A 19022-nucleotide genomic window follows, 5' to 3' on the forward strand; every position below is an offset into this window, starting at 1 on the left:
GCCCGTGACCGATCCCGCCGCCCTTCAGCCCCTGATCGACGCACGCAACATCGGCGTGACCTTCACAGTCGACGGCGGCGAGGTGGAGGCCGTGCGCGACGTCTCCTTCACCGTCTACCCCGGCCGCACCACGGCGCTGGTGGGCGAAAGCGGGTCGGGCAAGTCCGTCACGGCGCGGGCCGTCATGCGCCTTCTGTCGAAACGCGCCCGCGTGGCCGACCGCACCCGCATCTTCTACGCCGGCAAGGACATGGCGCACCTCAAGGACGCCGAGATGCGGCGCCTGCGCGGCAACCGCATCAGCATGATCTTCCAGGAGCCGATGTCCTCGCTCAACCCGGTCTACCGGGTCGGCAGCCAGATCGTCGAAGGGCTGGTGCTGCACCAGCGGATGGGCAAGCGCGCGGCCTGGGCGCGGGCCATCGAGCTTCTGCGCGAGGTGCGCATCCCCGACCCCGAAAGCCGGGTGAACCAGTATCCGCACCAGCTTTCCGGCGGGCAGCGCCAGCGCGTGATGATCGCCATGGCGCTGGCCAACCAGCCCGACGTGCTGATCGCGGACGAGCCCACCACCGCCCTCGACGTGACCGTGCAGGCCGAGATCCTGCACCTGATCGACGACCTGAAGCGCAAGCACGGCATGGGGGTCATCCTGATCACCCACGACCTGACCGTGGTCCGCCAGTTCGCCGACCAGGTCCATGTCATGCAGCACGGCGAGGTGCGCGAGGCCGGCCCGACGGAGGAAATCTTCTCCGCCCCGAAACACCCCTACACCCGCCGTCTCCTCGCCTCCGACCCCAAGGGCGTCGCGGCCCCCCTCACCGGCAATCCGCCCCTCGTTCTACAGGGCGAGGACGTGCGCGTCAGCTTCACCCTGCGCCGGGGCGGCGCGTTCCGCGGCACCTATTACGATCTCCACGCCGTCGACGGGCTGAACCTTGACCTGAAGCGCGGCGAAACCCTCGGCCTGGTGGGCGAGAGCGGGTCGGGCAAGACCACCTTCGGTCAGTCCCTGATCCGGCTCATCCGGATGAACCAGGGCCGCGTGACCTTTCAGGGCGACCGGATCGAGACGAAGTCCCGCAAGGAGATGCAGCCCTACCGCAGCCGCATGCAGATCGTCTTCCAGGACCCGTTCTCCAGCCTCAATCCGCGCATGTCGGTGCGCCAGATCATCGAGGAGGGTCTGATCGTCAACGGCCTCGGCGCCACCGCGCGCGACCGCTTCGGACGGGTCCAGCAGGCATTGCGCGACGCAGGCCTGCCCGACAACATCGCGCACCGCTTCCCGCACGAATTCTCCGGCGGGCAGCGCCAGCGCCTTGCCATCGCGCGGGCCATCGCGCTCGAGCCCGAATTCATCCTGCTGGACGAGCCGACCTCGGCCCTCGACCTCAGCGTCCAGGCCCAGATCATCGAACTGCTCCGCAAGTTGCAGCGGGAGAAGGGGTTGAGTTACCTGTTCATCAGTCACGACCTCAAGGTCGTCCGAGCCCTCTGTCACCGCGTGATGGTGATGCAGAACGGCAGAATCGTCGAGGAGGGGCCGGTGAGCGACGTGCTCGTGAACCCCAAGACCGACTACACAAGGCGGCTCGTCCGCGCAGCATTCGAGATTGCGACATGACAACGATCACCTTCATCGGGGCGGGCAGCACCGTCTTCACCAAGAACATCGCGGGCGACGTGCTGCAGCGGCCGTCTCTGGCGGGTGCCACGATCCGGCTCATGGACATCAACCCCAAGCGGCTCGAGGAATCGGAGATCGTGGTCGCCAAGCTCATTCAGACCCTGGACGTGCCCGCGACGGTGGAGACCTACACCGACCGGCGCCGCGCTCTGGATGGTGCGGATTTCGTCGTCGTCTGCTTCCAGATCGGTGGCTACGATCCCTGCACGATCACGGATTTCGAGGTCCCGAAGAAATTCGGCCTGCGCCAGACCATCGCCGACACGCTGGGGATCGGCGGCATCATGCGCGGTCTGCGCACCGTGCCCGTGCTCTGGGATCTCTGCGCCGACATGACCGAAGTCTGCCCGGACGCGATCATGCTGCAATACGTCAACCCCATGGCGATCAACACCTGGGCCATCGGCGCGAAATACCCCGCGATCCGGCAGGTGGGCCTCTGCCATTCCGTGCAGGGCACCGCGTCGGAACTGGCGCGCGATCTCGACATCCCGGTTTCGGAAATCCGCTACCGCGTGGGCGGCATCAACCACATGGCCTTCTTCCTGCAGTTCGAGCACCGTCAACCCGACGGCAGCTACCGCGATCTCTACCCCGCGCTGCAACAGGGCTATGCCGAGGGCCGCTTCCCCAAGCCCAGCTCCTGGAACCCGCGCTGCCCCAACAAGGTGCGCTACGAGATGCTGAAGCGCCTCGGCTATTTCGTCACCGAAAGCTCCGAGCATTTCGCCGAATACACGCCCTGGTTCATCAAGCGCGACCGCCCGGATCTCATCGAGAAATTCGGCATCCCCCTCGACGAGTATCCCAAGCGCTGCGTCGAGCAGATCGCCCGCTGGGAAAAGCAGGCAAAGGAATATCGCGAGGCCAACGAGATCACCGTGGCCCCCAGCGACGAATACGCCAGCCAGATCATGCATTCCGTCGTGACCGGAGAGCCGGGCGTGATCTACGGCAACATCCCCAACCGCGGCTACATCCCGCAGCTGCCCGAGGGATCGGCGGTGGAGGTGCCCACGCTCGTCGATGCCTCCGGCCTTCAGCCCACGGTCGTGCGCGATATCCCGCCCCAGCTCATTGGCCTCATCCGCACCAACCTCAACGTGCAGGAACTGACCGTGGCCGCCCTCGTGCAAGAGAACCGCGAGCATATCTACCACGCCGCCATGCTCGATCCCCACACGGCCGCCGAGCTCGATCTCGAGCAGATCTGGGCGCTCGTGGACGATCTTCTGGTGGCCCATGACGACTGGCTGCCCGAATTCGCCCGCATGGGCGTGCGCCGCGCGTCATGACCTCCTGGCCCGGCCATATCGTGGTCGTCGGCGGCGGCACCGCCGGCTGGCTGGCGGCCATGATGCTGACCGACGCGGCCCGCCGCGCCGGTCAGGCCAGCCGGGTGACGGTCATCGAAAGCTCGCGCCTCGGCACCATCGGCGTCGGAGAAGGCACCACCGCCGTCTTCCGCCAGATGCTGAAACACTTCGGCATCGACGAGCTGGAGTTCCTGCGCGAGACCGGGGCCACGATCAAATACGGCATCCGTCACAGGGACTGGCGCAGGCTCGGCCACCACTACGACGGGCCGATCGACGATCCGCACCTCCTGACGCCCGGACTGCCGCTCCACACCTATGCGGTGGCGGCGGGCCGGCCCGTGGGCGAGGCGCATCTCTTCCAGGCCCTGATCGACGCCCGCCGCGCGCCCTTTGCCTCCCGCGAGGGGCGGCTCATCCCGGCGGGTCCCTTTCACCACGCCTATCATTTCGACCAGGCCCTTGCCGGCGCTTTCCTGAAACGCCGCGCCCGGGGCGTGACGCTGATCGACGACCAGGTCGCGGGGGTGGAGACGGGAGAGGCCGGGATCGCGGCGCTCACCCTCGAAAGCGGCCAACGGATCGAGGGGGATTTCTTCCTCGACTGCACCGGCTTCCGGCGCGCCCTCGTCGGCGCGCTCGGGGCGGACTGGATCAGCTATGCCGATGTGCTCCCGGTCAACCGGGCCATGCCCTTCTGGCTCGACCTCGCCGAGGGAGAGGAGATCGACCCCGTGACCCTCGCCTGGGCGCAGGGCGCGGGCTGGATGTGGCGCATCCCGACGCAAGGCCGCCTCGGCTGCGGCTATGTCTATTCCGACGCCCATACCACGCCCGAGGCCGCACAGAGAGAGATCGAGGCCGCCCTCGGACGCCCCATCGAGCCCCGCCGCGACATCCGCATCGACGCGGGCCGCCTTCGCGACGCCTGGCGCGGCAACTGCGTGGCCCTCGGGCTCTCGTCGTCCTTCCTCGAACCTCTCGAGGCGACCTCGATCCACGGCACCGTCGTGCAGCTCATGATGCTGACGGACTGGCTGGGCGATCCCGCCGCCCCCGCCCGCTACAATGCCGCCGTGGCCCGGCAGGTGGACGACTTCCGCGACTTCATCCGCCTGCACTACGTCAGCGAGCGCCGCGATACCCCCTTCTGGCGCGACGTCGCCGCCAGCCACCCGCCCGAGGTGACCGACCGCCTCGCCCTCTGGCAGACCCGCCTGCCGGAGCGGGCGGATTTCGCCCCCTTTCCCCTCGGCCTCGCCCATGTGGAAGAGCAGCTCTACCGCCCCGTCCTCGACGGACTGGGCCTTCTGGACCGCAAGGTCGCGCAGGCCGCCATGGCAAGCGACACCGCCCGCCGCGACCGCACCCGCGCGGCCCATGGAACCCTTGTCCGGGACTACCGACAGGCCGCCGCGCGCTGCCTGCCGCACCGCCACTTCCTCAAATCGCTGACCACGGAGACAGCAGCATGAGCGCGTTCAAGATCTGCATCATCGGCGCGGGCAGCGTCGGCTTCACCAAGAAGCTCTGTTCCGACATCCTCAAGGTCGCGGAATTCGAGGACATCGAGATCGCGCTGACGGACATCAACGCCCACAACCTCGACATGATCCGCCAGATCATCGAGCGGATCGTGGCGGTCAACGGCCTCGCCACCCGGATCACCGCCACCACCGACCGTCGCCGCGCGCTGGAGGGAGCGCGCTACGTCATGAACTGCGTGCGCATCGGCGGGCTCGAGGCCTTCGCAGACGACATCCGCATCCCCCTGAAATACGGCGTCGACCAATGCGTGGGCGACACGATCTGCGCGGGCGGCATCCTCTACGGCCAGCGCGGCATCCCGGCCATGCAGGACTTCTGCCGCGACATCCTCGCCGTAGCCGAGCCGGGCGCGCTTTTGCTGAACTACGCCAATCCAATGGTGATGATGACCTGGGCCGCGCTCGACATGGGCGTGAACACCGTCGGCCTCTGCCATGGCGTCCAGAACGGCCACCGCCAGATCGCCCGCGTGCTGAAGCTGCCGATGGAGGAGGTCGATATCGTCTGCTCCGGCATCAACCACCAGACCTGGTATCTCGACATCCGCCACAAGGGCCGCGTGATCGGCCGGGGCGAGCTCATCGCCGCCTTCGAGGCCCATCCCGTCTTCAGCCGTCAGGAAAAGGTGCGCATCGACGTGCTGAAACGCTTCGGCGTCTATTCCACCGAAAGCAACGGCCACCTGTCCGAATACCTGCCCTGGTACCGCAAGCGCCCGGACGAGGTGGTCAACTGGATCTCCACCGACGAATGGATCCACGGGGAGACCGGCGGCTACCTGCGCTACTGCACCGAGAACCGGAACTGGTTCGAGGAGGATTTTCCCGTCTTCCTGGACGAGGCCGGAAAGCCCCTGTCCCAGCATGAGCGCACGGACGAGCACGCCAGCCACATCCTCGAGGCGCTGGAAACGGGCCGCGTCTACCGCGGTCATTTCAACGTTCGCAACAACGGCGTGATCCCCTCCCTGCCCGCCGACTGCATCATCGAAAGCCCCGGCTTCGTGGATCGCTTCGGGATCAACATGGTGGAGGGTATCGACCTGCCGCTGGCCTGCGCCGCCACCTGCTCGGCCAGCGTCCATGTCCAGCGCATGGCGGTACGCGCGGCCCAGACCGGCGACGTGGAGCTTCTGAAACAGGCGGTGCTGCACGATCCGCTCGTGGGCGCGATCTGCACCCCCGAGGAAGTCTGGCAGATGGTCGACGAGATGCTGGTCGCCCAGGCCGAATGGCTGCCGCAATATGCCGAGGCGATCCCTGCGGCGCGCGAGCGGCTGAAGTCGCCGAAGGTCCGCACCCGCGACTGGTCCGGCGCGGCGAGGCTCGACGTGCGCAGCGTCGAGGAACTGCGCGCCGCGAAGGCCGCCCCCGCGAACCCCGCCGCACCTCTCGGAACGACCGTGTCCTAGGGGGTCCTCACCGCGGTGCCCCGGGCCCCCTCCTCCCGGGGTACCGCCCCCTCCATCGCCTGCTCCCCCACCCGCCCTCGTCTCGTGGCGCCCGGAACGCAGCCGACCCGCGCGCGTTGATCCCGCCAAGGGACGAGACGGGCCGGCCTCGACGCGGGCCCGGGAGCGAAAACGACAGGACGACAGGAGGAGCACTCATGAAGACCCCCATCACGACACCCCGCGCAGGTCTGGCGATCACGGCGCTGCTGGGCAGCGCCGCACTGGCGGCGACGCCCGCCCTCGCGCAGTCGACCGGACAGAACACGACCAGCATCGAGTCCGAGCTGGTCCTCGGCGGTCAGGACAACATCTGGGACATGGCCTTTCTCGACGACGGCACCATGCTCTTCACCGAGATCTGCCACGGTCTCTCGGTCATGATGCCGAATGGCGACGTGACCGAGCTCCTCGGCATGGGCGCCAACGATGAGGACGTCTCGGGTTACGCGACCGTGGCCGACGACCTCTTCTGCGACGGTCAGGCGGGCATGAACGGCGTCGCCTTCGATCCGGACTTCGAGGAGAACCGCCGGATCTACGTCTTCTCTGCCTCCGAAATGTCCGATCCGCCCACCAACCGGGTGATGCGCTTCACGCTCGACGAGGACTTCTCGAACGTCGCGGACCGCACCGACATCATCGAGGACATTCCCTACAAGACCGAGGCCACCGACCATCCCTTCGGCGAGACCGGCGCCCATAATGGCGGGCGCATCCGGTTCGGCCCCGAAGGAAATCTCTGGGTGGTGACCGGGGACAACCACAACCCCGAACTGCCGCAGAGCCCCACGGAACTCGGCAGCAAGGTGCTTCGCATCGACACCGACGGCAACGCGGTAGAGGGCAATGCGCCGCCCGAGGGCTTCGATCCCCGGACCTACACCTACGGCCACCGCAACACGCAGGCGATCGCCTTCCATCCCGAAACGGGCGACGCGATCATCGGCGAGCACGGGCCCTGGCATTCCGACGAGATCACCGTGCTCGAGAACGGCGGCAACGGCGGCTGGGATCCGCGCGACAACATGGCCGGCCGCGGCGACTGCCCGGACGGTTATTGCGGCTACATGCCGAACCAGATGGAGGGCATGAACCGGTTCGAGCGGGCGGCCTTCATGCCGATGACCGACTTCGAGACCTATCCCGACGCGATGGCGCCGATCTGGACCAACAACGGCTGGTCGCAAGGGATCTCCTCCGTGGCATTCCTCGAAGGCGAGCAATGGGGTGACTGGGAGAACAACATGGTGGTCAGCTACATGGGCATCGGCTTCGGCGGCACGCCCATGGGTCAGCGGATCGACGTGATGGACCTCACGGTCAGCGACGCCGGCGAGATCTCGGTCAACGACGTCACCGAGATGACCCTGCCGATGGAGCCCGGCCGGTTCCGCGCCCTGGTGCAGGGGCCGGACGGCAACCTCTACGTGGCGATCAGCGAGGGTGAGGTGCACCGCTTCACCCCCGGCTGAGGCCTGAGCTGACAGGATACAAAGGGGGGGTCCCGGCCCGGGACCTCCCCTTATCTTTTTGATATAAGTATATCTCTCACGGAAACGCCTTGCAGGCCCTGCAATCAGGAACGGCCTGCCACCCGCCGGCCCTCGTGCGCGGCAGTCGGGACGTCATGCGCCGTGCGCCGGGGTTGAGCCCGGCCGACAGCACGCCCCACTCATGCGCCGTAGGCCGGGCTTCAGCCCGGCCCTGCCCCTCCGTCCGCCGCGCCGAGCGCCAGAACCCGGTCCGCGCTCCGCGTCTCCGCAACCCGGTGCGAGGCTGTCACGATCGCCGCCTCCGGCAGCGCCGCGCGCAGACCCTTCAGAACCCGCTCCGCCGTCGCCTCGTCGAGCCCCTCGGTCGGCTCGTCCAGCAACAGCACCCGGGGCCGCCGCAGGAGCCCCCGCGCCAGCACAAGCCGCCGCGCCTCTCCGCCAGAGAGCCCTGAACCGCCCTCGCCCAGCGTCCCGTCGAGGCCGCCGAGCGCCCGGACCCGCGCCGCCAGCGCCACGGCTTCGAGCGCCCGCCAGAGGTCCGCCTCCTCAGCCCCCGGATCGGCGAGGTGCAGGTTCTCGCGGATCGAGCCGCCCACGAGCGCCGCCCGCTGGGGCACCAGCGTCACCCGCGCCCGAAGGTCCCCGTCGAACGCGACGATATCCCGCCCGTCGAGCCGGACCGTCCCCGAGGTCGGGTCCAGCACCCCGGCGATCATGCCCAGCACCGTCGACTTGCCCCCGCCCGACGGCGCGGTCAGCGCCAGGGTCTCGCCGGCCCGAACGTCGAAGCTCAGCCCCTCCACCACGGCCCTCAGAGCCCCGGGCCTGCGAAAGCCCAGCCCCTCCACGGAGAGCCGCGCCGCCCCGGGCCGGTCCGGAACAGCCGCCCGCGTCTCCGCTCCGTCCTCTTCCCGGGCCAGCACCCGTCCCGCGGCGTCGCGCATCCGGCCAAGCTCCGCCATGCCCCGGCGCAGGGGCTGCAGCGTCTCCGACAGGGCCAGCGCCACGAAGACGCCGATCGCCGCCTCCGCCGCGCCGATCCCGCCCGCCGAGACGGCCCAGCCCCCCAGCGCCAGCGCCGCCCCCGCCGCCAGCGTCACCGCAAAGGCGAGCCATGCGCCTGCCCGCCTCTCGGCGGCATCGACGGCGCGCGCCGCCGCATCGGCCTCGTCTCCCTGCGCAACGAGAGCCGCCCGTGCCTCCGCGAGCCGTCCGTAGACCAGCAGGTCCTCCTGCCCCCGCAGCATGTCCACCGCGCCTCGGCGCAGCGCCTGCGCCGCCCGCTCCCCGGCCACCGAGGGTCGTGCCGCGCGCCGTGCGAGCCACAGCAGCACGAACCCGCCGCCCGCAACGTAAAACACCACCACAGCCCCCGCGGTGGCCCATGTCGTGAGCCAACCCAGCGCCACGAAGGCGAACGCATGGGTCACCAGCGCCGCCACCACCGGCAGCGCCAGCCGCAGCGCCACCCCGTCGAGCGCATCCACATCCGCCGTGATCCGGGTCAGCGCCAGCGGCGCGCGGGCGCGGGCCATGGCCTCGAACCCCCGCGCCAGCTGCCGGCGCATCAGGTCCACCCTGAGGGCGGCGAGCGCCCTCAGCGTCGCGTCATGGGTGGCCAGCCGTTCGCCATAGCGGGCACCGGCCCGTCCCACCGCCAGAAATCGGATGCCGGACGACGGCGTGAACACGTCGAAGACCGCGCCCGCCATGGCGGCCATGCCGGTGGCGGTGATGAACCAGCCCGAAAGGCCCAGCAGCGCCGCCCCCATGACGAGGACCAGCACCGACAGGAGCGTCCCGAGGAGCATCGCGCCGGGAGCGGCGGCCATGACCAGCCGCAGGGTGTCGGCCAGCGGCCTCATGCCGCCCGAGCCGCGCCGGGCATCGGCACGATCCTGTCCATCTCGCGCACCAGCACGGGATCGTGCGTCGCCACGATCACCAGCGCGCCGCCCTCGGCCAGCCTGCGCAGCGCCGCGCGGACGGCGGCGGCGGTGGCGGCGTCGAGATCGGCGGTGGGCTCGTCGGCCAGCACCACGTCGGGCCGCGCCAGAAGCGCCCGCGCCAGCATCAGCCGTCGCGCCTCCCCGCCCGATACGCCCGCGCCATTCTCTCCGAGCCGGGTCGCGAGCCCCTCGGGCAGGCCCGCCACCACCGCCCCGGCCCGCGCGGCGGCAAGCGCCTCTGCCGGATCGGCGCCGGTGCCGCGCGGATCGAGAGCCTCGGCCAGCGTGGCGTCGGGAACATGGACGCGCTGCGGCACCCAGGCCAGCCGCGCCCGCCAGGCGTCGGCCGTCGCGTCGTCGAGGACGCGGCCCGCCACCTCGATCCGGCCCGCCGCAACGGGCACCAGACCCGCGATGGCGAGGAGGGCCGAGCTCTTGCCCGTTCCGGACGACCCGGTCAGGGCAACCGCCTGGCCGGGAGACAGGGCCATGTCCGGCAGCGGCACCTTCTCGGCCCCGCGCAGCACAGAGGCCCCCGAGACGCGCAGCGTCGCGGGCCCCGGAAGCGGGGCCGCGCGCGCGCCCGCGCCCAGCGCCCGGGGGCCGGGATCGGCATGGACCTCGGCGAGGTCGCGCGCCACGGCCTCCGCCGTCGCCTTGTCGTGCCAGGCGGCCGACACCTCGCGCAGGGGCTGGAACACCTCGGGTGCCAGCATCAGCACGAAGATCCCCTGCGCCAGCGTCAGCGCCTGGCCCCAGTCACCGAAGCCGATCCAGTCGAGCATGTTGAAGCCGACATAGACGGCCACCAGCGCCACCCCGAGCGCCGAGAAGAACTCCAGCACCGTGGACGACAGGAACGCCACCCGCAGCACCGCCATGGTGCGCCTGCGCAGCGCCTCTGCGCGGACGGCGAACCCCGAGAGCGCGCGGCCGCCCGCGTCTAGGAGGTGCAGATCCGGCAGGGCCGACAGGCGCTCCGACAGGAGCCCGTTCAGATCGGCGATCTCGTCCATCTGCTTCGCGCTCGCATCCCGCGCGGCAATGCCGACGAGGGCCTGGAAGAGCGGAATCAGCGGGATCGCCACGAGGAGAACCAGCGCCACGGCCCAGCTCACCGGCAGGGTCAGCGCCACCAGCGTCAGCGGCACCACCGTGGCCCGCAGGAAGGCCGGGCGGTAGCGCACCAGATAGGGGACCATCAGCGGCAGTTTCTGGGTCAACAGCGCGGCGAAGGCCGCGGAATTGGTGCCCCGATCGACGCGGGCGGCCTCGGCGGCGATGAGCCTCTCCCGCTCGGCGGCCATCAGTGCCTCCGCCGCCCGGTGGGCGATGCCGCCCGCCCGGGCCTCCAGCAGCGCCCGCGCGGCCCCTGCCGTCACGAAGAGCGCCACGAGCCACAGGCCAGGGACGGGGTTCCACGTCCCGACCGCCCAGAGGTGCACCGAGGCCGCGACGGCATAGGCCTGTACCGGCCAGAGCAGGGCCGCCACGATCCCCAGCGCCCCGGCACGGGCCAGGGCCGCGCGCGCGGGCGCCTCGAAGGCGGCAAGGGCCTCGGCAGGGGACGGACGGGGAGCGTCGGGGGATGGATCGGGCGTCATTGCGCCGTATCAAGGGCCTGCCGCGCCCGGATGCCATGCATCCGAGTGTCGCGCCCCGGTCAATGGGCCAGGGCGGCGACCTCGGAGACGGGGCCGAGAAAGGACCAGTCCGCGTCGAGCCGCATCAGGTCGCCCGCGGCCCGGCCCTCGATGCGGGCGAGGTCCGGACGGTCCATCAGCCGCGCGGGCACCGAGACGGCCATGCGCAAGGCAATCTCGGGCGCCACCTTCAGCACCCGCACCAGTCGCGCCACCGACTGCGCGAGGGTCACATGCGCGCCTGCGAGCGAGCCCTCGGCATTCACCAGCCGCCCGCCCTCGAGCCGGATCTCGCGGCCGTAGAGGACGAAGCGGTCCGATCCGCCCACCGTGGGCATGGCGTCGGAGACGAGGAAGGTCGTGTCGGGCTCGGGCCGGGCGCGCAGGGCGAGCGCCACCATCTCGTCGGCCACATGGATGCCGTCGCAGATGATGCCCGCCGCGGCGGTGGAATTGATCGCCGCCCCCACGACACCGGGCGCGCGGTTCTGCATCTGCGACATCGCGTTGAAAAGATGAGTGAAACAGCGCGCTCCGGCGGCCAGCGCAGCCCGCGCCTCTTCTGCCGTGGCGTCGGTGTGGCCCAGCGAGACGACCGCGCCCGTGCCGGCGAGTTCGCCGATCTGGGCGGCCGTCGCGGCCTCTGGGGCGAGGGTGATCATGACCGGCAGGCCCGCGCCCCGCAACAGCCGCACCACCTCCATCGTCCGCGCGTCCATGGGGCGGATATGGGCCGGCGCATGGGTGCCCTTGCGCGGCAGGGCGATATGCGGCCCCTCGATATGCAGGCCGATCAGCCCCTCCCGGCCCCGCGCCTCAAGCGCCGCCGCCGCAGCGCGGTCCAGCACCTCGGGCGCGTCGGTGATCACCGTGGGCAGGATCGCCACGGTCCCGAGCCCGCGATGGGCAGCCGCCATGCGCGCCATGCCCTCGGGCGTTGGATCGGCGTTCAGAAGCACGTCGCCGCCGCCGTTCACCTGCAGATCGACGAAGCCCGGCGTGACCGTGCCGCGCAGGCGCAGCGCCTCGCCCACCTCCTCGCGCGGGGCGATGTCCGACACCCGCCCGTTCAGCAGCCTGAGCGCAAGACCGGAGCGCAGGCGCACCCCGTCGAAGAGGCGGTCGGGGGCGATCCAGCTCATGACGCGGCCTCCTGGAAATAGGGATCGAGCGCGCGCGCCACCTCGGCCGCCACCAGCCGCCGTGCCTGCGGGCCGTCGAAGCTTTCCGCTCTCGACAGGGTCCGAGCGTCGAAGACCTGCGCCAGCATCGGCGCGGGCAGCTCCACCCCCTCGAGATCGCGGAACAGCCGGTCCACCGACTTTCGCGCCGCGGGCTGCGGCCAGTAGTAGCGGATGCGGTCGGCCAGCCCGAAATGCCGCGCCAGCCGCTGCGCGCGGGGGCTTCCGTGGTAATGCCCGGCCCAGTGGCCGGGATCGTTCATCATCAGCCATTCCATCACGCCGGGCACGGTATCCTCTTCGGGCGCCAGCCCCGCGAGACCGCGCAGGACGTCGAGGCCATAAACCGCCTGCCGCCAGGCAAAGGTCAGCGCGGGCCCGACCTTCTGAAAGCCGAAGCCCAGTTCGGCCAGCCGCCGGTAGGCCTCCGGGTGCTGGTAATCGGTCGAATGGGCCTCGAGCGTCACGCCCGCCCAGCCCTCCAGCGCCGCCCGCAGGCCCGGGTCGCGGTCCATCGGCAAATGATGCACGGCCATGGGCGAGAATTCCACGCCGGGCTGCACCACCAGCCCCGCGATCAGCGGCACGAGATCGCCCGCACCCGCCGCCTCGAAGGCCGCGCGGTGGGCGTCGAGCGTGGCCCGCGCCGCCTCGGGCGTGGTGGCGGGAATGTCCCCCGCCTCGTCGAGCCGCGCGCCGCCGGGCGGCGGCACCTCGGTGCCCACGACGAAGATCAGCGCGCCGGGATCGGGCGCCGCGTCCCGCGCGACCTTCGCCAGCCGGGCAGAGCGGTCCGCGGTCACCGCGTCGGGCAATTGCGCGGGCTCGCCCTCGCAGCCCTCGGAACAGTCGAGGTGGATCTTGGTGAAGCCCGCCCGAACATAGGCCGCGATCATCGTCTCGGCCTCCGCCATGGCGGCCTCCGCCGGCCCCTTGCGCCAGGCCTGGGGGCCGAGGTGATCGCCTCCCAGGACGATCTCGCAGCCTGCCTCCCCGGCCATCCTCCGCGCCCTCTCGGCGAAGTCGGCCGGAGACAGCCCGGTATATCCGCCCTCGTGGTTCACCTGGTTCGAGGTCGCCTCCACCGCCAGCGGCTCACCCCGCCCCGCGGCGGTCTCGAGGCAGATCGCGAGAACCTCCTCATGGGCGGTGCAGACGGAGCAGAGCGCCACGGCCTCCCCGGCATGGTTGCGCGCGGCGATGCGGCGGGCGAGCTCAGCCATGGGCCACCTGCCAGGCGGCATAGGCCGCGCCCCGCGCGCCGGTGGCATCGCCGCCCTCGGCGATGGCTATGCGGGGCACGGGAAAACCCGAGAGCTGCGCCCCGTGCAGCGCGGCTGTCAGATCCTCGGCCAGGCCCTCGATCTTCGACAGCCCGCCGCCGATCACCACCACGGCAGGGTCCACGACGCAGACGAGCGTCATCAAAAGCTCCGCCGCGAACCGGCACCAGAGACCCCAGACTCGCGCCGCCTCCGGGTCGGTCGCCTTCGCCGCCGCGATCTCGGGCGGGGTCATGGCGCGCCCCGTCAGCGCCTCTGCGATCCGCGTCATGCCGGGGCCCGCCACATAGGTCTCCACGCAGCCCAGGCGCCCGCAGCCGCAGCGCACGACCGGCAGGCCATGCTCCGCCACCAGATGCGCGGGCGCCGCCATGTGGCCGAACTCGCCGCCCACGCCCGAGGGGCCTTCCACCAGTCGGCCCTCCACCGCCACGCCGCCGCCCACGCCCGTCCCGAGGATCAGCCCCACGGCCGGCGAGGCGCCGCGCGCCGCGCCGAAGACGGCCTCCGACAGGGCCAGCGCGCGGCAATCGTTGACATAGGTGACGGGCCGCCCCGCAGCCGCCGCGATATCGGCGGGAAAGGGCCGCCCGGTAACGGGCAGGTTCGCCGCCAGCGCCTCTCCGGTGCCCAGGTTGATCAGCCCCGCGCCGCCCACGCCCACCGGTCCCGCGCCTGTCCTGCCGGAGGCCCAGCGCACATGCTCGGCCACCAGCGCCACCAGAGCGTCATAGTCCTTGGGCGTGTCGTCACGGCGGCCTTCGACCCGACGCCATCCCGCGTCGAACACCTGCGTCTCGATCTTCGTGCCCCCGAGATCGAGCCCCGCGGCGATCATCGCGGGGCCACCGGATAGAGCGTGACGCCCGACACGACGCGGCTCAGCGTGCCCTCCCCCGCGAAGGGATCGTCCACGTCGAGCCCCATGCGCGCGGACCAGGCCGCGCCCAGCACCTGCGCCAGCGCCACCGACAGCGGCACGCACCAGACATCCGCCAGATCGAGGCCCGGATCATGCTCCGCCTCCGGTCCCACGGTGGCGAGACCCGCGCCGGGATACTGCCGGGCCAGCTCGTCGATCAGGTCCGCCTCGTACTCCTGCGCGGGGGTCTCGCGGCTGGTGAAGAGCACGATCCGCGTGCCCGGGGTGACGAAGCTCTTGGGCCCGTGGCGGAACCCGAGGGTGGAATCCCACAGCGCCGCCGTCTGCCCGGCGGTCAGTTCCATCACCTTCAGCGCGGCCTCGCGTGCGGCATAGGCCATGGCGCCGGTGCCGAGGAAGACGATCCGCTCGGGCGGCGCTGTGTCACGGGCCAGCGCGGCATAGGCCGGCAGCATCCGCTCCAGCGCCTCGGCCAGCTTTGGCAGGGGGTTCTCGGGTGGACGCGCGTCGAAGAGGGCGAGCGCCGTCAGGAGCATCGTGGAAAAGCTCGAGGTCATGGCGAAGCCCGCATCGTGCGTGGCCTCGGGCAGGACGACGACACCACAGGGCCCCGGCGCCTCGCGTTTCGCCAGCGCGCCCTTCGGGTTGCAGGTGATGTTGAGCCGGGGCGCATCGGGTGCCAGCACGTCGAGCGCGTCGAGCGCGCCCAGAGTCTCGGGGCTGCCGCCGGAGCGGCCGAAATTCACCACGAGCGGCGTGATCCCCTCGCGCAGGAAGGCATGAGGCCGGCTCACGAGGTCCGTGGTGGGCACCGACCGCAGCCGCAGGCCGCCCTGCCCCTCGAGCCCGGCGCAGATAATGTCGCCGAGAAAGGCCGAGGTGCCGGCGCCGCAGAGCCAGACCTCCTCCACCTCCAGCGTGGCGATCCAGTCGCGCACCTCCCTCGGGTCGAATTCGTCAGCCCAGTCGCGCCAGATGCCGGGCTGGGCGTGGATTTCGCGCCAGGTCGCCCAGCGGGCCAGGGTCTCGCCATCGGCACTCATGTGGTCTGTGTCACTTTCGCCAGGGTTTCGGGCGTGTCCGGGTCGAGGCCCAGCGCGAGGGCGGTCTCCAGCGCGACGGGATAAAGCAGCGCCAGCAGCACCGCGGCGGCGGCCGCGGGGGCCAGCCCGCTCAGGCCGACATCCGAGGGCCGGATGCGGATCACCTCGGCCCGGCCTTCGCGCAGCCGCGCCTCGGCGGTGTCGAGGCTCGATTGCACGCTCTCGAGCCCGGTGTCGAGCAGCAGCACCGTCAGGGGCTTCGTCACCAGTTGCAGGGGGCCGTGCAGGACCTCCGAGGCGGAATAGGCCTCGGCATGGACGGCGCAGCATTCCTTGAGCTTCAGCGCGATCTCGTGGGCCGCGCCATAGCCCGTGTCCCGCCCGATCACATAGACATGGGGGCTGCGCAGCAGCGCCGCGCGGATCGCCGCCGCCTGCGGATGGGGCGGAAGGCCCCCCGTCACTGCCTCCGCCGAGGCGCGGGCGCGGTCGGCGTAGGAGGGCGACAGCGCGGCGAGGAGCGCCATGCCCGCGCCGATGGAGCCGATCACCGTCTTGGTGGCCGGGACCGCGCGCTCCTCCCCCGCGCCGATGGGGAGGGTGGCATGGGCCTCCGCCTCCACCGGGGAGCCTGCGCGATTGGTCAGCGCCACCACCGTGGCCCCCCGCGCCTTCGCCCCTCGGGCGGAGCGGACGAGATCCTCGGAGGCGCCCGACTGGGAGATCATCAGCACGCCGCAGCCCTCCAGATCCACGCCCTCGCCGATGGAAAAGACCGAGGGCGGAAGCGAGGTCATCGCCCGCCCCGTTTCGCGCATCACCTCGTAGGACAGGACGTTCGCCGCCGCATCGGACGAACCGCGCGCCACCGTGTAGAAGGCCCGCGCCCCGTCGAGCCCGAGGCCCGCCAGCGCCGCGCGATGGTCCGCCCCCGCCGCGCGGGCGAAGACGCCCGCGGCCTCGGCGGCCTCGGCGGCCATCAGCGCGCCCGGCTGTTTGCCCGCATCGCCCATCAGCGTGCTCCCTGTCCGTCGAAATCGGCCCAGATCGGCGCGAGGTCCACCACCTGCCCTGTCTCCCGCGCCGTGTCGAGCGCCAGCGCCGCCACGCCCGCCACCAGCGCATCGGTGATCGAGACGGGCAAGGCGTCCGTCTCCTCGCGCAGGAAGGCCGCAAGATCCTCGCACATCAGGTGATCCGCCCCGTAGTGATGCCCCTGCCCCGCGCGGGGGCCTTTCGTATAGTCGTGGTCGGCGTGGCGTGTTCCGTTCCGGCGGGTGATCTTCAGGAATCCGCGCACGAAATCGCCCTCGGCCATGCCGTGGGTGCCCATGACGCAGAACCGCCGGTGTTCATCCGGCACGTTGAGATTGGTGTGAAAGGCGAGGCTCGCGCCGGTCTCGTAGCTCAGCAGAGCGGTCTGCCAGTCGATGATGTCCCCGTCCGATCGGAACGGATCGTCGGTCGACTCCCAGACGCTCTTCTTGACGTGGAAGATCTCCGCCTCCTCGTTCGAGGCGGGCGCGTTCGCCGGCACGAAGGATTTCCGCCCGCCGAAGCTGGCGACCCTGGAAGGCCGCGATCCGGTGATCATGTTGTAGAGGTCCAGATCGTGGCAGCATTTCTCCAGCATGAAGCCGCCCGAATGCCCGGTCTTGCGCCGCCAGTCGCGCATGAAGAAGGCGCCATGGTAGGGCCCGATATGCTCGTTCGCCTCGAGCGAGACGACATCGCCCAGCACACCTTCGGCCAGCGCCGTGCGCAGGTCGACCATGTGCTGCGAATAGCGCAGCACGAGACCCACCATGACGCGTTCAGGCCCGTGTTTCGCCAGCAGCGCCGCCAGCTCCATGGTCTCGGCGATGGACACGACAACGGGCTTCTCGGTGAAGATGCGCGGCACGCCCGCTTCCAGCCCCTCGCGGATCTGCGCGAGGTGGAACTCGTTGGGCGAGCCGACGAAGAAAAGGTCGGGCTGCGTCTCCGCCAGCATCTCCCTCACCGAGGGATAGCGCGGCATCTCGGGCAGCTTGTCGAGGAAGGTGGGCTGCGGGTCGAAATACCCGACCAGCTCCGCCTCCGGCATGATCTCGAGAAGCGTGTTCAGCACCATGGCGGAGCGCAGGCCCGCGCCGGAAAGGGCGATCTTCATGGGTGTCTTTCTTGGGTCCTGGAGGTTCGGGCGATGAGCGCGAAGCCCTGGCGGGGCTCCTGGGCCTTACCAGCGCGGCAATGGCCTGTCGTGGGCGGAAGCGCGACGTAACGACGGGCAACCCCCGGCCGCGGCTGGGGGTGAAGCCCCCGCCGTCGGGCCGCAGGCCCGCCTCCGGCGGGACGGGGACGGTCGGGGGCTGCCCGGCGTGCCGCCGGGCGGGACATATGGCCGGTGCTGTGCGCCCCCATCACGCCACCAGCGCCGGCGCCTCGCGCCGCCGCGCCACGCGGCCCCGCGCGTCGAAGAGATGGCAGTCCTTGGGATCGGCGATCAGTTCCACCTGCATCCCCGTCCGCACCGCCGCATCCCCGTCGAGCGCCGCGCAGACCTTCGGCACCGGGCCGAGCCGGCCGTAGGTCATGCAATGCCCGCCCAGCCGCTCCAGCACGGTGATGTCGAGCCTCAGCCCCCCCGGCCCCAGCGCCAGGTCCTCGGGCCTGATGCCCACCTCCACCCGGTCGCCCGCCGAGAGCCCCGCACCCTCTACCGGCAGGGCCAGCACCGGCCCGCCGTCGATCTCCACCCCCACCCCGGTACCGTCGGCACCCTTCACGACGCCGGGCAGGAAGTTCATGTTCGGCTGGCCGATGAAGCCCGCCACGAATTTCGTCGCCGGATGGTGGTAAAGCTCCATCGGCGCGCCGAACTGTTCGACCCTTCCGCCGTTCAGCACCACGATCCGGTCGGCCATGGTCATCGCCTCCACCTGGTCGTGGGTGACATAGACCATGGTGGCGTCGAGCTGCTTGTGCAGCTGGCTCAGCTCCACCCGCATGTCCCCCCGCAGGGCGGCGTCGAGGTTCGAGAGGGGTTCGTCGAAGAGGAATATCCGCGGCTCGCGCACGATGGACCGGCCGATGGCCACGCGCTGCCTCTGCCCGCCGGAGAGCTGCCCCGGCTTCAGCTTCAGCTTGTCCGTCAGCTGCAGGATGCCCGCCGCCTTCTCCACCTTGGCGCGCAGCTCGGGGTCGGGCAGCTTCGCCACCCGCAGCGGAAAGGCGATGTTCTCGAACACGCTCAGATGCGGGTAGAGCGCGTAGGACTGGAACACCATGGAGATGCCCCGATCGAGCGGATGGGCGTCGCTGACATCCGCGCCGTCGATGACGATGCGGCCCTTGGTGGCCTCCTCCAGCCCCGCGATGATCCGCAGGAGCGTGGACTTGCCGCAGCCCGAAGGCCCGACGAAGACCACGAACTCGCGGTCGCGCACGCTCAGGTGAATGTCGTGGAGCACCCGCGCGGAACCGAAGCTCTTGTCGATATGCTCGAGATCGAGAGTGGCCATCCCCGCCTCCTTCTGGGTGGGGACGGGCCAGAGC

At 70.7% G+C, this 19022-nt stretch carries 14 protein-coding genes; 5 read left to right on the plus strand and 9 right to left on the minus strand.

The features are described 5' to 3' along the window. Positions 1-4 precede the first annotated feature (4 nt). The 5 genes from EAT49_RS04060 to EAT49_RS04080 all read left to right on the plus strand — a co-directional run bounded on the left by EAT49_RS04060 (position 5) and on the right by EAT49_RS04080 (position 7482). Positions 5-1630, plus strand: coding sequence for an ABC transporter ATP-binding protein (locus EAT49_RS04060; protein ID WP_221181429.1), 1626 nt, complete (start codon positions 5-7; stop codon positions 1628-1630). Further along, the gene (gene melA, locus EAT49_RS04065; RefSeq protein ID WP_123641014.1) at positions 1627-2988 is read left to right on the plus strand and encodes an alpha-glucosidase/alpha-galactosidase; all 1362 of its coding nucleotides are present in this window, start codon (positions 1627-1629) and stop codon (positions 2986-2988) included. The genes EAT49_RS04060 and melA (EAT49_RS04065) overlap by 4 nt, the downstream gene beginning before the upstream one ends. Continuing rightward, positions 2985-4484 (plus strand): tryptophan halogenase family protein, encoded by a 1500-nt coding sequence (locus EAT49_RS04070; RefSeq protein WP_123641015.1) that lies wholly within the window; start codon positions 2985-2987, stop codon positions 4482-4484. The genes melA (EAT49_RS04065) and EAT49_RS04070 overlap by 4 nt, the downstream gene beginning before the upstream one ends. Beyond that, complete coding sequence (gene melA, locus EAT49_RS04075) at positions 4481-5968, plus strand: alpha-glucosidase/alpha-galactosidase (protein WP_123641353.1); 1488 nt, start codon at positions 4481-4483, stop codon at positions 5966-5968. Before EAT49_RS04070 ends, melA (EAT49_RS04075) begins: the two co-directional genes overlap by 4 nt. Positions 5969-6165: 197 nt before the next feature. Then, positions 6166-7482: a PQQ-dependent sugar dehydrogenase gene (locus EAT49_RS04080; RefSeq protein ID WP_123641016.1), complete on the plus strand. Its 1317-nt coding sequence runs from the start codon at positions 6166-6168 to the stop codon at positions 7480-7482. A 221-nt stretch (positions 7483-7703) separates the two neighbouring features. On the opposite strand, the gene cydC is transcribed toward EAT49_RS04080, so the two are convergent. The 9 genes from cydC to EAT49_RS04125 all read right to left on the minus strand — a co-directional run bounded on the left by cydC (position 7704) and on the right by EAT49_RS04125 (position 18988). After that, positions 7704-9368 carry a thiol reductant ABC exporter subunit CydC gene (gene cydC / locus EAT49_RS04085; RefSeq protein WP_123641017.1) on the minus strand — a complete coding sequence of 555 codons (1665 nt, stop codon included), beginning with the start codon at positions 9366-9368 and terminating at the stop codon, positions 7704-7706. Next, on the minus strand, positions 9365-11056 hold the full coding sequence (locus tag EAT49_RS04090) for an ABC transporter ATP-binding protein/permease (RefSeq protein ID WP_123641018.1): 1692 nt from the start codon (positions 11054-11056) through the stop codon (positions 9365-9367). Before EAT49_RS04090 ends, cydC begins: the two co-directional genes overlap by 4 nt. A 59-nt stretch (positions 11057-11115) precedes the next feature. Further along, positions 11116-12237 (minus strand): N-acetylglucosamine-6-phosphate deacetylase, encoded by a 1122-nt coding sequence (locus EAT49_RS04095; RefSeq protein ID WP_123641019.1) that lies wholly within the window; start codon positions 12235-12237, stop codon positions 11116-11118. Continuing rightward, on the minus strand, positions 12234-13499 hold the full coding sequence (locus EAT49_RS04100) for a class II D-tagatose-bisphosphate aldolase non-catalytic subunit (RefSeq protein WP_123641020.1): 1266 nt from the start codon (positions 13497-13499) through the stop codon (positions 12234-12236). The genes EAT49_RS04095 and EAT49_RS04100 overlap by 4 nt, the downstream gene beginning before the upstream one ends. Continuing rightward, the gene (locus tag EAT49_RS04105) at positions 13492-14397 is read right to left on the minus strand and encodes an ROK family protein (protein ID WP_123641021.1); all 906 of its coding nucleotides are present in this window, start codon (positions 14395-14397) and stop codon (positions 13492-13494) included. The genes EAT49_RS04100 and EAT49_RS04105 overlap by 8 nt, the downstream gene beginning before the upstream one ends. Continuing rightward, positions 14394-15485 (minus strand): AgaS family sugar isomerase, encoded by a 1092-nt coding sequence (locus EAT49_RS04110; protein WP_123641022.1) that lies wholly within the window; start codon positions 15483-15485, stop codon positions 14394-14396. The genes EAT49_RS04105 and EAT49_RS04110 overlap by 4 nt, the downstream gene beginning before the upstream one ends. Next, positions 15482-16498: an SIS domain-containing protein gene (locus EAT49_RS04115; protein WP_246003757.1), complete on the minus strand. Its 1017-nt coding sequence runs from the start codon at positions 16496-16498 to the stop codon at positions 15482-15484. The genes EAT49_RS04110 and EAT49_RS04115 overlap by 4 nt, the downstream gene beginning before the upstream one ends. Then, on the minus strand, positions 16498-17637 hold the full coding sequence (locus EAT49_RS04120) for a Gfo/Idh/MocA family protein (protein WP_123641023.1): 1140 nt from the start codon (positions 17635-17637) through the stop codon (positions 16498-16500). The genes EAT49_RS04115 and EAT49_RS04120 overlap by 1 nt, the downstream gene beginning before the upstream one ends. Before the next feature lie 250 nt (positions 17638-17887). Further along, positions 17888-18988, minus strand: coding sequence for an ABC transporter ATP-binding protein (locus EAT49_RS04125; RefSeq protein WP_123641024.1), 1101 nt, complete (start codon positions 18986-18988; stop codon positions 17888-17890). Between the last annotated feature and the right edge of the window lie 34 nt (positions 18989-19022).

The organism is Histidinibacterium lentulum, assembly GCF_003789055.1.
Lineage (GTDB): Bacteria > Pseudomonadota > Alphaproteobacteria > Rhodobacterales > Rhodobacteraceae > Oceanicola > Oceanicola lentulus.